The 14,150-nt window shown below is 42.9% G+C and carries 9 protein-coding genes; 5 read left to right on the top strand and 4 right to left on the bottom strand.

The window, feature by feature from the left end:
• Positions 1-28 precede the first annotated feature (28 nt).
• Genes FHS10_RS23375 through FHS10_RS23365 form a run of 3 tightly spaced genes read right to left on the bottom strand, consistent with a single transcriptional unit; the run spans position 29 to position 2,381 of the window.
• Positions 29-307, bottom strand: a complete 279-nt coding sequence (locus FHS10_RS23375; RefSeq protein ID WP_259095757.1) for a hypothetical protein — start codon at positions 305-307, stop codon at positions 29-31.
• Positions 308-316: 9 nt separating this feature from the next.
• A complete protein-coding gene (locus FHS10_RS23370) occupies positions 317-796 on the bottom strand; it encodes a DUF6932 family protein (protein ID WP_259095755.1) in 480 nt (159 codons plus the stop codon).
• A 58-nt stretch (positions 797-854) separates the two neighbouring features.
• Positions 855-2,381 (bottom strand): pseudouridine synthase, encoded by a 1,527-nt coding sequence (locus FHS10_RS23365; protein WP_259095753.1) that lies wholly within the window; start codon positions 2,379-2,381, stop codon positions 855-857.
• Between the two features lie 245 nt (positions 2,382-2,626).
• Between FHS10_RS23365 and FHS10_RS23360 the strand changes: the two genes are divergently transcribed.
• A complete protein-coding gene (locus FHS10_RS23360; protein ID WP_259095752.1) occupies positions 2,627-3,394 on the top strand; it encodes a lytic transglycosylase domain-containing protein in 768 nt (255 codons plus the stop codon).
• Positions 3,395-3,703: 309 nt separating this feature from the next.
• Positions 3,704-6,550 carry an excinuclease ABC subunit UvrA gene (gene uvrA, locus FHS10_RS23355; RefSeq protein ID WP_259095751.1) on the top strand — a complete coding sequence of 949 codons (2,847 nt, stop codon included), beginning with the start codon at positions 3,704-3,706 and terminating at the stop codon, positions 6,548-6,550.
• Between the two features lie 59 nt (positions 6,551-6,609).
• On the opposite strand, the gene FHS10_RS23350 is transcribed toward uvrA, so the two are convergent.
• Positions 6,610-7,176 (bottom strand): RNA polymerase sigma-70 factor, encoded by a 567-nt coding sequence (locus tag FHS10_RS23350; protein WP_259095750.1) that lies wholly within the window; start codon positions 7,174-7,176, stop codon positions 6,610-6,612.
• Between the two features lie 305 nt (positions 7,177-7,481).
• On the opposite strand from FHS10_RS23350, the gene FHS10_RS23345 reads away from it, so the two are divergent.
• From FHS10_RS23345 to FHS10_RS23335, 3 genes are all read left to right on the top strand, one after another.
• On the top strand, positions 7,482-8,543 hold the full coding sequence (locus tag FHS10_RS23345) for a FecR family protein (protein ID WP_259095749.1): 1,062 nt from the start codon (positions 7,482-7,484) through the stop codon (positions 8,541-8,543).
• A gap of 223 nt (positions 8,544-8,766) precedes the next feature.
• On the top strand, positions 8,767-12,261 hold the full coding sequence (locus FHS10_RS23340; protein ID WP_259095748.1) for a TonB-dependent receptor: 3,495 nt from the start codon (positions 8,767-8,769) through the stop codon (positions 12,259-12,261).
• A gap of 22 nt (positions 12,262-12,283) precedes the next feature.
• Positions 12,284-14,065: a RagB/SusD family nutrient uptake outer membrane protein gene (locus tag FHS10_RS23335; RefSeq protein ID WP_259095747.1), complete on the top strand. Its 1,782-nt coding sequence runs from the start codon at positions 12,284-12,286 to the stop codon at positions 14,063-14,065.
• Positions 14,066-14,150 lie beyond the last annotated feature (85 nt).

Genomic DNA, 14,150 nt, shown 5'->3' with positions numbered 1-14,150 from the left:
GTGGCGCGTATTCAAAGTGTTATTGATATCAAATTGTTAAAGCCAATTCTCTCAAATCTTTTTGTTTAACCCTGTCGGAATTTATTGTGGGATAATATTTGTTAATAATAAGATTGATCAGCGAAAAGCTTTCTACTGATTGAAAAGGTGGCTTTGCTAATTCGTCGATAAATTCAGCTACCTGCTTTGCTTTTAAAGCTTCATATTGAGTTATCACCAAAGTAAGTTCATCATCCTTATGCAAGGATATCATTTCCTCTGTTTTTTTGATACTTTCAACAAGCTCCTTTAAATGATGAGTCCTCATATATCAAATTTAAATAATTATTTCTAAAAAACCTTTCGGTATTTTTTTATGCTGTCGATTAGGTTTAGTGTTTCCAAAGTGTTGTGTCCAATATGCTTTATCAGCTTTAGAACCATACGCATATTTGCTATCATCGGGGTAAATAACGATGATGTACGCATCTATACCATAAATTGCCAGACTTTGAGGATAGATAAATTGTTTGAGTTCATTTTGTTTCGCCTTTGCCGTTTCATAATCTAAAAAGAAAACCAAATCAATATCCGATGGGTTTTTGCCTTTAGTTACATAAGAACCATCAATCCATTGAATAATTGGAAGATTGTTGCAAAGAGTTTTCAGTTCATTACAATATAGTTTGTATTGTTCAAATAAATATGTTCGCTTATCTTCATTTAAGCTAATTGCAAACTCAGTCTCAAACTCGTTTAAAGACGATTTTATAATTGTTGCTGGCGTTAATAAGCCTTTGGGGTTAAAGGTTAGCATAGCAGCAAGTTAACAAAATAGACAGAAAAACGCCCCGCTATTCAGCGGGGCGTTTTAATTATTTTATCAGGTGTTTAAGCTGGATGATCTCGCTTTCTTCCAGGTGGCGGTAGCGGCCGCGTGGAAGATCTTTTTTGGTAAGGTTGGCATAAACCACCCTGTCAAGCTTTACAACTTCGTAGCCAAGGCTTTCAAATATGCGGCGTACAACACGATTTTTACCGCTGTGGATCTGGATGCCTACTTCTCTTTTTGAGCCACCGGCAACGTACGATACCGAATCTGGTTTAATTACACCATCTTCAAGCTCGATACCATAAGTGATCTTGTTCAGGTCACCTTGTGATAAAGCTTTGCTCAATTCAACCTGGTACAGCTTGCTGATGTTGCTGCGTGGGTGTGAAAGTTTATCGGCAAGCGCGCCATCATTGGTCATTAACAATAAGCCGGTAGTGTTCCTGTCTAAACGGCCGATAGGATAAATACGCTCTTTGGTTGCTTTTTCAACCAGGTGCATTACGGTACGGCGTTCTTGCGGGTCTTCGGTAGTGGTGATGTAATCCTTTGGTTTATTTAGCAATACATAAACCATTTTTTCGCGACGAAGGGTTTCACCATTGTATTTGATCTCATCTCTTGATGGATCAATTTTGGCTCCTAATTCGTCAACCACTACGCCATTTACCGATACTACACCTGCAATGATCAGCTCATCGGCCTTACGGCGCGAGCAAATACCTGCGTTTGAGATATAACGGTTAAGACGGATCAGCCCATCGTCGGCACCTTTTTTAGGCTCGCCGGCGTTTTTGCGGCCGCGCATGGTCCTTACAGGGGCATCAAGGTCTTTGGTTATTTTATCGTAAGTAGGCTTACGTTGCGGTCTATCGGTATTGTAAGCCGGTTTATCTTTTGAAAAGCTTCCTTCGCGTTTTTTAAATCCGCCTTCGGGCCTTTCATTAAATTTTTTGTCTGTTGATCTTTCGGCACCTGCGCCAAAACTTCTTTTAGGCTTATCGCCAAAGTCGGTATTTGAGGTACGTGTACGAGGTGATGAGTATGGTTTTTTATCGCCGGGAGCGCTGCTGCCAAAGCCTCTTTTTGGTCTTTCTTCACCCTCTCCGCCTGTTGGCCTGCCAGAGTAAGGTTTTCTATCGGCCGAAGCAGAGCCTGCGCCGAAGCTTCTTTGCGGTCTGTCGCTATCGCCGGATGATGGGCGGCCAGAGTATGGTTTGCTGCGTGGCGAAAAGCTTTTTTTATCGCCAGATGCTGCACCATCCCTGAAATTGCTTTTGGGTCTGTCATCACCTGCAGACGGGCGACCAGAGTACGGTTTTGATCTGCCAGATGATTTTTTATCGCCGGCAGATGAACTGTCCCTAAAATTGCTTTTGGGCTTATCGTCACTGAACCTGTTGCTTTGGAATGATTTCTCCGGTCTGGAGCTTGCTTTCTTTTCTCCGTTTGGAGTGGCTTTGCCTTTCGCGGTTGCCGGTCTTTTGGGTTTGTCCTCACTACGTGAGCTTCTTCCCGATGATTTTCCCGGCTTGTCATCGCGACTACCTGTTGGTCTCTTAAATACCATATTTTTTTGTTTAGCGCTTTCGCAGCGTGAGGGTCAAAGTTACGCTTTTTTGGCAAAAATCAACCCAAAATCAAAAAAAAATTATCGGGTTCAAAAACATGGTTTAAACCGTTTTAAACCTCGTTTTTGAACCAAAAACCGCAACTAAAAAAGTTAGCAAAAAGCTAAGTATTTGATTATGTGATTTGTATGGCATACCTTTGCGGCACATTTTACCTAATGTATAGTTAATGATAAAAAAAGAAATGATTAAAAAACACTTACTTACGTGCTCCGTAATGCTGGTGCTGGTTCTCATTTCCCTGCTTAATATCTACGGCACAACTATCGACGCGAAGAGCGCGAAACCGGCCAGATCAAGCAACCGAACCTCGAAGTTTATTTTTGTTAAAAGCAATGCTGCAGCATATAATTTTGCAGATGAAGCTTTACCTGTTAATGATGCCAGGGTTACCTTTAAACTGAACAAATCGCTTAGACGGCATGCTTTTAAAAACGTGCAATCAACCTTACTGCACCGTAAGGCCGAAGTATTGTTCCCCATCATTGAGCCTATCCTGAAGTTTTACGGTATTCCCGATGACTTTAAGTACATCCCGCTGGTTGAGTCGGGCCTGCAATCCGGCACGTCTCCAAAAGGAGCGTCTGGTTTATGGCAATTTATGGCCGGCACAGCGCGTACTTATGGTTTAAAGGTGGGGCATGGTGTTGATGAGCGTAAAAACATACGCAAATCAACCATCGCGGCCTGCAAGTACATCAGAGAATTGTACGGCGAATTTAACAGCTGGACTTTAGCTGCTGCTGCTTATAACAATGGCTCGGTTAAATTGCAAAGGGCTATCAACAAACAAAAAGAGGATAATTACTTCAGGATGAAACTTAACCGCGAAACCGGCGCTTACGTTTACAACATCATCGCCATGAAAGCAATTATTGAGCAGCCTAAAGAGTTTGGCTATAAAAACTATTACAATATTACCCAGCCAACAACATTGCTGGCATTTAATTGATTAACGCGTAACGTTATGAATTAATTAAGAATATTAGTTACGGAGCACTTTAAGGCCTGTTTTCCCGGACGGAAAACAGGCCTTTTTTATGCGGTTAAATGTCATCTTCTTTCATGGCTTCTAATGGGCCCTGCTATAAAACAACCGCCGCAAACATGGGTTATATTTTCACCGTAGTTTTTGAGTCAAATAAACTTTGGGGGGCTTGCATATCTTATAAAGCACCAGCTTTTTACGTATATTTGCGAAAAATATTAGTATGGCTATTGCCCTTTAAAGGCGGGCCGGCTACATCGGTTTAAAATAAATATGAGCGAAAAAACAATAGACCTTGGCGAACAAAGCGAAGTTGAAGTTTACGGAGCCAGGGTGCATAACCTAAAAAATATTGATGTTTCTTTTCCGCGTAACCAGCTGGTGGTAATCACCGGGTTAAGCGGCAGTGGTAAATCGTCGTTAGCGTTTGATACCATTTATGCCGAAGGGCAGCGCCGTTATATGGAAACATTTTCGGCCTACTCGCGCCAGTTTATGGGTGGTATGGAGCGCCCCGATGTGGATAAGGTATCGGGCCTTAGTCCGGTTATTGCCATTGAGCAAAAAACAACCAGCAAAAACCCACGGTCTACCGTAGGTACCATTACCGAGATCTATGATTTTATGCGCCTGCTTTTTGCCCGTACCGGCGATGCCTACTCCTATACTACAGGCGAGAAGATGGAGCGCATGAGCGAAGACGAGATCCTGAAAACCATTACCGAAAAGTTTGACGGGCAACCGGTAAATATCCTGGCCCCGGTGGTAAAGGCACGTAAAGGACACTACCGCGAATTGTTTGAATCCATCCGCAAACAAGGCTATTTAAAAGTATGGATTGATGGGGCCATGGCCGATGTGGAACCCAAAATGCAGGTGGATAGGTACAAGATCCATGATATTGATATTGTGGTAGATAGACTGGTAGTAACCGAAAAAGATGCAAAGCGTTTATACACCTCGGTACAGGCGGCTTTAAAAATAGCCAAAGGCATTATTCGTGTGGGGGATAAGGACGGTAACGTAGCCTATTATAGTAAGTATTTGATGGACCCGGTTTCGGGTATATCTTATGATGAGCCGCAGCCTAATACCTTCTCTTTTAACTCACCCTATGGTGCCTGCGAAAAATGTAACGGCTTAGGTTATATTTTTGAGGTTGATGAAGCATCGGTGATCCCAAATCCAAAGCTCACCATTATGAATGGTGGTTTGGCTCCTATTGGTGAATATCGCGAAACCTGGATTTTCCAGGTGTTGAAATCGCTGGCCAAAAAATATGAGTTCTCGTTGACTACACCTATTGAAAAGCTGAGCCGCGAACACCTGGATATTATTTTGAACGGCGCGCCCGATACCATCAGCGTATCTGTTGAATACAATAAATGGAATGTGCAAAGCTATACCATCACTTTTGACGGTATTGTGCGCATGCTGGAAGAGCAACAGGAGCGCCGTAACGACGAAGGTATGGACGATATGGAGAACTATCGCGTGCTGAAAACCTGTCCGGTTTGTGATGGTGCCAGATTAAAAAAGGAATCGTTACATTTTAAGGTAGATAACAAAAATATATTTGAACTGGCCTGCATGGATATCAACCACTTGCAGGAATGGTTTAACGGACTAGAGGACAGGCTTACCGACCGCCAGAATGTGATTGCCAAAGAGATCCTGAAAGAGATCCGTGCGCGTATTGTGTTTTTGCTGGATGTTGGTTTGAGCTATTTAACGCTTGATCGTACCGCTAAAACCTTATCTGGTGGCGAGGCCCAGCGCATCCGTTTGGCAACTCAAATTGGCTCGCAGCTGATGAATGTAATGTACATTTTAGATGAGCCAAGCATCGGCCTGCACCAGCGCGATAATGAGCGACTGATAAACGCCCTCAAGAACCTGCGCGATTTAGGCAATACCGTATTGGTGGTTGAGCACGATAAAGATATGATCCTGGAGGCTGATCATGTGATTGATATGGGGCCGGCTGCCGGCGTACACGGCGGCCAGATAGTTGCCCAGGGAACACCGGCACAGTTAATGGCAGAACATACCCTTACTACATCTTATATTAATGGTGAGCGTTCTATCGCTGTGCCCGAAAAGAGGAGAGAAGGTAACGGCAAAACATTAAGCCTTAAAAAAGCTACGGGCCATAATTTAAAAAAGGTTTCTGTCGATTTTCCGTTGGGTAAATTGATTGGCATTACCGGGGTATCCGGCAGTGGTAAATCAAGCTTAATTACCGAAACACTGTATCCTATATTGAACCACCACTTTTTCAGGGCTAAAAAGCATCCGCTGCCTTATGAAAAAATTGAAGGGTTAGAGAATATCGATAAAGTGATTGAGATAGATCAAACGCCAATCGGTCGTACACCACGGTCAAACCCGGCCACTTATACCGGCGTGTTCTCGGATATCAGGAATTTGTATGTGGCTTTGCCCGAGTCAAGGATCAGGGGGTATAAGCCCGGTCGTTTCTCATTTAACGTAAAAGGCGGCCGTTGCGAAACCTGCCAGGGTGCCGGTATGAAAGTTATTGAAATGAACTTTTTACCCGATGTACAAGTGCCTTGCGAAGAATGCCAGGGCAAACGGTACAATCGCGAAACGCTGGAAGTACGTTACCGTGGCAAATCCATCAGCGATGTGCTGGATATGAGCATTGAGGATGCTACCCCGTTTTTTGAGCATATCCCATCTATCTACCGCAAGGTGAAAACCCTGAACGATGTAGGCTTGGGCTATATTACTTTGGGGCAGGCATCAACAACCTTATCGGGCGGCGAAGCGCAACGTGTTAAGCTGGCTACCGAGCTATCTAAAAAAGATACCGGTAACACCTTCTATATTTTAGATGAGCCAACCACGGGCTTGCACTTTGAAGATATCAATGTACTGTTAGGTGTACTTTACCAGCTCGTTGATAAAGGAAACACGGTATTGGTAATTGAGCATAACCTTGACGTAATTAAGGTAGTCGATCACGTGATAGACCTTGGTCCCGAAGGTGGTTCCGGTGGTGGAAAGATCCTTTTTAGTGGTACTCCCGAAGGGCTTTGCAAAGTGAAGGAAAGCTTTACCGGTCAGTTTTTGAAAAAGGAAATGGGGATTAAGTAGAATTTTACAGGCTTTGCCCAATAGCGATGGGTTTTAAATCCATCGCTATTAGGAAGGTTTTAAAACATAAACAAATAACTCACATGCCGCAATGTCTGCCTCAGCTTTTCTAAGGCAATGCTTACCTGGCGTTCTACAGTTTTAGGTGAAATATTAAGCTGACTGGCAATTTCTTTATACTTCATATCGCTAAAGCGGCTCAGCACAAAAATTTCGCGACATTTTTCTGGGAGGGTATTTATAGCTGCTTTAATCTGGCGGGCCAGTTCCTTTTCTTCATAGCCGTTTTCAACGGCGCTGCGTATCTCATCAAACAGGTTGTTTTTTTGCAGGTAAACCACGTAAAGGTTTTCTATTTTTTGGTGCTTCAGGTAATTGAGGCTTCGGTTTTGCACCATTTTATATAGGTATGAACTTACGGACGTTGAAAAGGTAACCTCATGCCCTTTTTCCCACAGATCGGTAAATACATCCGCGACAATTTCCTCGGCAACCAACAAATTATTTACAAAACGATTGGCAAAAAGCGTGAGGCGGGTATAGTGAAGCTTAAATAAAGCTTCGAAAGCCCGCGCATCGCCCTGCGTAAGTTTTGTAATTGATAGGTTGCTGCTTTGGGTAATCATTTATTCATAGGTAAAATAGAAATGACATACTTTTTAAAAAACTTTAACAAGTTAGGAATTAATCTGTAAGCGTCAAATTTAATATGGAAATAATGATAAAGTAACCTGTATTGTTTTGTAGTTGGGCTATAGACCCCAATAAATTTTTACCGTTGAGTTTGGTAACCTTGATTAAATACTTGCAATAATATACCTTAACTAATGGTAATGAAAGCCGGTTCAATATTCAGCCGGCTTTTTTATTGAAATATTTTTTAACCGTTTGAGGGTATGGCCCTTTTCAGTTGTCTTGGTAGTATATAAGGATGGATAACGAAGAAATAAAACTTTTACTGGTGAAATATATAACCCGCGAAGCCAATGATGAAGAGGTGGAGCAGGTAAGGCTATGGGTAAGCGCGCACCCCGAGAACGAACAGTATTTTGCCCAGCTTTACGAAACCTGGCAAAATATGCTATACCTGCAACCCGATGTGGTTAACCAGGAAAAAGCTTTCCAGAAATTCTCGGCAGATAATATACCACGCGAAACAAAATACCGGACACTTAAAATATGGACCAAAGTTGCTGCCGCTGTAACGCTGTTTAGCGTGTTTACGGGCTTATTACTCAATCACTATGCGCAAAACGTGCAAAAGGTAAAGCAGGTAGCTGCAAATAATGGAGGCATTAAAAAAATAGTTTTAAGCGATGGTACGCTGGTTTGGCTTAACGCCGGCAGTAAACTTAATTATAATACCGGTTTTGGTAAAACCAATCGTACGGTTTATTTAGAGGGGGAAGCTTTTTTTGAGATCGCCCCCGGCAAAAAAACGATCCCTTTTTTGGTGAATACAAAAAACTATACCATCAGGGATATCGGCACAAAATTTAATTTAAAGGCTTACCCTAACGATAGGTTTTTTGAAACTACAGTAGTAAAAGGCGAAGTAGCTGTGGAGGGCAATATAGATAACAACGCCCATGAAATGAACCGCATTTATGTAAAGCCACACCAGGTGCTCAGAATCTATTATCCAAAACCGGAAGAATTTAGCAAGCCTGCCAACAAAAAAGATCTTGATAATCTTAATGAGATCCAGGTAATGCAAATTGATTCGGCAAAACTGGACCGTTATGATGGCTGGAAAGATGATCTGCTGGTATTTGACGGCAACACACTTGATGAGATCTCAAAAGTGCTGGAGCGTCGCTACAATGTGAAAATTATAATGAATGATGCCGGTTTGCAAAGTATCCGCTACTCGGGCAGCTTTAAAAATGTGACAAGTATCAATAAGGTTTTGGAACTGATTAAGGGTAATACCCCAATTGATTATTCCATAACCGGGAACACCGTGAACATAACCAAAAACAATAAAAACTAATCTGTTAACCTTAAAAAACAAAAAACATATGACGAAAAACTAACGCTCTCTTTCAAAATAAAAAAACCCGATGTGCGCTAACACTCCGGGTCCTATAAAATCAATAGCTAATACCCTACGCTTGGGGAAGCATCGTATTAACTGATTAACAAACAAATTTATGATAAATTTTGACAGAAAATCTGTAAGGGCTGCGCATGCGTGGCAAAAAACGATTAAAATTATGAAGCTTGTAACTGTTTTACTCTTCACGGGAATAATGCAAATACATGCGGCTGTTTACTCACAAAACGTTTTCAACTTTAATGTGAACAATGTATCTGTAAAACAAATGTTTAAACAGATTGAGAAAAACAGCAAGTACACGGTTTTTTACCGGTTGGACCAGGTCAATGTTGATAAGAAGATCAATATAGAGCTGCAAGACGCCAACATTGAAACCGTAATGAAAAATGTACTCAAAAATCAGCAGCTTACCTTCCAGGTAGTGGATGATATCATCATCATTAAACCTGATGGTAAAGAAATAGTAACCCTTACCGTTACTGGCACAGTTACCGATGCAAGCGGCGCGCCGCTGCCGGGTGTAAGTATAAAACTCAAAGGCAGCTCCTTAGGTACAGTAACCAATACCGATGGTAAATACAGCATCACCCTGCCCGATGGTACCGGTACGCTGGTATATAACTTTTTAGGGTTTACAGGACAGGAAGCTGCAGTTAACGGACAAGCGGTCATCAATATAAAACTTGCCGAAGAATCAAAAGCTTTAAACGAGGTTGTGGTAGTGGGCTATGCCACCCAAAAGAAAAAGGACCTTACCGGCGCGGTAGCTGTTGTAAATGTTAAAGATCTTAACAAACAGGCCTCATCATCGGTAAACAGTCAGTTACAAGGCCAGGCATCGGGTGTCACCGTTACCGGATCAGGACAGCCAGGCGAAGAACCACAGGTACACATCAGGGGTTTTAACACTTTTGGCGATAATACCCCATTATATGTGGTTGACGGGATGGAAACCTATGATATCAGCACCATTAACCCTAACGATGTCGAATCTTTACAGGTGTTAAAGGATGCGAGCTCGGCCTCTATATATGGTGCCAGGGCAGCCAACGGGGTAATAATTATTACAACCAAAAAGGGTAAAGGCAAAGTAAGTATTCAGTACGATGCTTATTATGGCTCACAGGTGCCTAAAGGTGGTAACGTTTGGAATACTTTAAACCCGCAACAAACAGCTAACCTGCAATTGTTAGCCGAAAAAAACTCCGGTACTACAGATTTTCAGGACCCTTTGTATAATCCCAATGGCCATGGCGCAAACTTTACACTGCCCGATTATATCACACCCGCGGGTGCTAAAAACGGCGATCCTTCGGTTGATCCTTCAAAATATTATGTGAATCCTAATTATACATCGCCCGATGACTATAATAACTTCTACAGGATCACAAAAGCCAATAAAACTGGTACCGATTGGTATCATGAGCTGTTTAAAACAGCACCGATAACCAGCCACAACTTAACTTTAAGCGGTAGTAGCGATCAGGCAAGTTACCTGTTTTCGTTAAACTATTTTAACCAGCAAGGTACATTAATAGATACCTATCTTAAGCGGTATACCCTGCGCTCAAATACTACCTTTAACATTACCAAGCACATCAGGGTGGGCGAAAACCTGGCGTATTCTATCACCAATACACCACAGGTATCGGGCACAAACCATGCACAGATAACGGCCAACAACCCGGATGGTGTTATTGCTATGGGTTTACGGGAGCAGCCTATTATACCCGTTTATGACATTAAAGGCAATTATGCAGGTAGCTATGGTACAGGTTTAGGCGATGCCAATAACCCGGTAGCCATACAGCAACGTACTAAAGTAAATGGTGCTACTGCTTACCGGCTGTTGGGAAATATGTTTGCCGAGGCCGATATTTTTAAAGGACTTGTGTTGCGCACCAGCTTTGGCGGCGATATTTTGAACAGTAAAAATCATTCGTTTAATTACCCAACTTATGAAAACGTAGAAAACTCGCAGATAAACAGCTACAGCGAAAACTCTGAAAATGCCTATAGTTTTAACTGGACAAATACACTATCCTATCAAAAAACTTTTGGAAAGCATAACCTGAATGTGGTTGTAGGTACCGAAGCTGTTGAAGATCATGATAGCAGCCTTGGCGGCAGCATTCAGGGGTTTTATAGTTTCGATCCTAATTATGTGAACCTTTCAACCGGAACCAATAATAAGGATACTTATAGCAGCACAGCCTCAAATTCACTTTTTTCAGAATTTGCACGTCTCGACTACATTTTTGATAACAAGTACCTGTTTAACGCGACCATTCGCCGGGATGGCTCTTCAAAATTCCCGGTAGATCAGCGTTATGGTTATTTCCCTGCATTTAGCGGCGGCTGGCGTGTATCGCAGGAAAGCTTCCTTAAAAATGTAAAATGGCTTACCGATTTAAAAGTACGCGGTGGCTGGGGCATTATGGGCAACCAGATTAATATGGGTGCCAAAGATGCTTATACCACCTTTAGCACAAACATCGGGCAGTCTTACTATCCTTTAGACGGTAACGCTCCTTTGGTACCTGGCTTTTACCAGGATCAGATAGCTAATCCTCATGCCTTATGGGAAAAAGACATCAACTCCAACATCGGCTTTGATGCCACCATATTTGATGGTAAAATTGCGGTAACTGCCGATTATTACCGCAAAAACATCAACGATCTGTTGTATGCAGCACGCCAGTTGGGTACAGCCGGTAACGGACAAGTGCCTGCCCAAAACGTAGGTAAAATGAAAACAGATGGTTTGGATATCTCTGTAACCGGTAATTTTACCGCGAATAAAGATCTTAACTTTAGCGCCACCGGTACTATAACAACCTATAATAACAAGATCTTAAAAGTATCTGACGACAGGGATTATTTTGTGGGCGATGCCACCAGCCGTTTTGATAACCCGATAACCCGCAGCGCGGTTGGCCACTCATTAGGCGAGTTTTATGGTTACCAGGTAGATGGCTTTTGGAATAACCAGGCCCAGATTGACGCGGCCAATGCGAGTGCCCAAAAAATAAGCAACGATCCAAATGCGGTTTACCAATCTGATGTTAAAGTGGGGCGTTTTAAATACAAGGATGTAAATGGCGATGGCATGATTACCGACGCAGATCGTACATTTATTGGCAACCCTAACCCCAAGGTAACCGCGGGCTTAAACCTGGCTGTAAATTATAAGAATTTTGATGCCAGTGTTTTCCTTTATGGCTCGTTTGGCAACAAGTTATGGAACAGTGTAAAATACTGGAGAGACTTTTACGCGTCATATGGTACTGCAAAAAGCTACACCGCGCTAAACGACTCCTGGACACCAACCCACCAGGATGCTAAAGCGCCTATCCAGGAGCTTGATGCATCAACCAGCAGCGGTGCCACACCAAACTCTTATTTTGTTGAAAACGGAACCTATGTACGCCTGCGTAACGCGCAGATAGGGTACACCTTTAAAGTGAACGCTTTAAAGAAGGCAGGCATTCAAAAACTGAGGATCTATGTATCGGCAACTAACCTGTTCACTTTAACAGGTTACAGCGGCATTGATCCTGAGCTGAGCGGTAACACCAAAGATTTTGGTATTGATGAAGGCAGTTATGCCAGTCCGCGTACATTCTTATTCGGCGTAAATTTTTCATTATAACAACAACATAAAGCGTATTACAATGAAAGCAAAAATATATTTCAGCATCATGTTGCTAAGCGTTTTATCGCTTGCTGCATGTAAAAAATCATTTTTAGATAAACCCATTAATGGTGCCCTGCAACCCCAGTTTTTAGAAACAGAAGCAGGTGCCAATGAATTATTGGTTGGTGCTTATGCCGCTTTAGACGGCCAGCAAGGCGGCGATGCCGCGATTGGTGGTGGTGGTTCATGGGAAGCATCGCCCGATAACTGGATTTATGGCGGTGTGGCCGGTGGCGATGCTTCAAAAGGAAGTATAGCCGGCGATCAGCAGCCTATTGAACCCATCATGAAATACAACCCGGATGCCAGTAATGGTTTCTTTGACAGCAAATGGCGTGCAGATTATGAGGGTATTTCGCGTGCAAATAATACCATTATGGTTACCCAAAAAGTTCCGGCACTGGCAGATGCGACTAAAACCAACATCCTTGCCCAGGCTAAGTTTTTACGCGGTCATTATTACTTCGATCTTAAAAAGATGTTTAATAATGTTCCTTATATGGACGAAACCACAACCGATATCAATCAGCCTAATACCACCGATATCTGGCCAAAAATTGAGGCGGATTTTAAATATGCTTACGATAATTTGCCGGTTACCCAGGATAATGTTGGCCGGGCAAATAAATGGGCAGCAGGCGCTTATTTGGCTAAAACCTATTTATATGAGCACAAGTACACCGATGCCAAAGCGGTGTTCGATGCCGTGATCAGCCAGGGTGAAACTGCATCGGGTTTAAAATACGCCTTGAATACCAGGTTCAATGACAACTTCAGAACAGCCACCAATAACAGCGCCGAGTCGGTATTCGCGGTGCAGGCGGCTGCCAATTCAGACCCCAACGGGCCTTCAAACGCTAATGATGGCGATATGCTGAACTTCCCTTATGGCAACAGTAGTCCGTTTAGCTGCTGCGGTTTTTACCAGCCCTCTATCGAGCTGGCAAACCATTACCGCACCAACCCCGCTACCGGTTTACCTTATCTTGATGATTATAACAGCCATGCTTTAAAAACCGATATGGGTGTAGCCGCAGGCGATGATTACACGCCTGATGCTGGTACCATCGACCCTCGTTTGGATTGGACGGTGGGTCGCCGTGGTATTCCGTACCTTGACTGGGGCTTACACCCTGGTACTGATTGGATCAGGGATCAGCAATATGGTGGTCCGTATTCGCCAATTAAAAATGTTTATGGCCAGGCCGAGCAATCAACCAATGGCGATAATACTTCATGGGCGCCAGGATCGGGCATAAACGTAAACCTTATCCGTTTTGCCGATGTGCTGCTAATGGCCGCCGAAGTTGAAGCGCAGCTTAACAACTTTAACGCTGCCCTAAATTATGTTAACATGGTGCGTAACAGGGCTGCTAATACCGCAGGATGGGTACATACGTATAAAGATAATGATAACCCAACCAAAGGTTTTACAACTACTGCTGCTGCTAACTACAAGGTTAGCCCTTACCCGGCCGGTTCTTTTACCAGTCAGGATGTGGCGCTAAAAGCCATCTATTTTGAGCGCAAAATTGAACTGGCTATGGAAGGTCACCGCTTTTTTGATTTGGTTAGATGGGGCATTGCCGATACCGAGCTGAACGCTTATGTAGCTTACCAAAGCACCCAAACCAACGATGTAAAAGGAGGTAAGTTTATCAAGGGGAAAAACGAGTATTTCCCTATTCCGCTTACCGAAATTGACCTGAGTGTAAAAGGTGGCGCACCTGTACTTAAACAAAACCCGGGATATCATTAATCCTGTATAACATAAATATGCCGGGGCTTGCATATCCCGGCATATTTTATCAAATTGCTTATAATTACTCCCCTTACTGTAAACC

The sequence above is a fragment of the Mucilaginibacter dorajii genome, assembly GCF_024808255.1.
Taxonomy (GTDB): Bacteria; Bacteroidota; Bacteroidia; order Sphingobacteriales; family Sphingobacteriaceae; genus Mucilaginibacter; species Mucilaginibacter dorajii.
Note: the sequence above shows the minus strand (reverse complement) of the source record. Positions and strands in the feature narration are given on the sequence as shown.

What these genes read in the sequence shown, in the direction of transcription:
- FHS10_RS23335 (WP_259095747.1), top strand. Translation starts at nt 12,284, where the DNA reads ATGAAAGCAAAAATATATTTCAGCATCATGTTGCTAAGCGTTTTATCG.
- FHS10_RS23340 (WP_259095748.1), top strand. Translation starts at nt 8,767, where the DNA reads ATGAAGCTTGTAACTGTTTTACTCTTCACGGGAATAATGCAAATACAT.
- FHS10_RS23370 (WP_259095755.1), bottom strand. Translation starts at nt 796, where the DNA reads ATGCTAACCTTTAACCCCAAAGGCTTATTAACGCCAGCAACAATTATA.
- FHS10_RS23365 (WP_259095753.1), bottom strand. Translation starts at nt 2,381, where the DNA reads ATGGTATTTAAGAGACCAACAGGTAGTCGCGATGACAAGCCGGGAAAA.
- FHS10_RS23360 (WP_259095752.1), top strand. Translation starts at nt 2,627, where the DNA reads ATGATTAAAAAACACTTACTTACGTGCTCCGTAATGCTGGTGCTGGTT.
- uvrA (WP_259095751.1), top strand. Translation starts at nt 3,704, where the DNA reads ATGAGCGAAAAAACAATAGACCTTGGCGAACAAAGCGAAGTTGAAGTT.
- FHS10_RS23375 (WP_259095757.1), bottom strand. Translation starts at nt 307, where the DNA reads ATGAGGACTCATCATTTAAAGGAGCTTGTTGAAAGTATCAAAAAAACA.
- FHS10_RS23345 (WP_259095749.1), top strand. Translation starts at nt 7,482, where the DNA reads ATGGATAACGAAGAAATAAAACTTTTACTGGTGAAATATATAACCCGC.
- FHS10_RS23350 (WP_259095750.1), bottom strand. Translation starts at nt 7,176, where the DNA reads ATGATTACCCAAAGCAGCAACCTATCAATTACAAAACTTACGCAGGGC.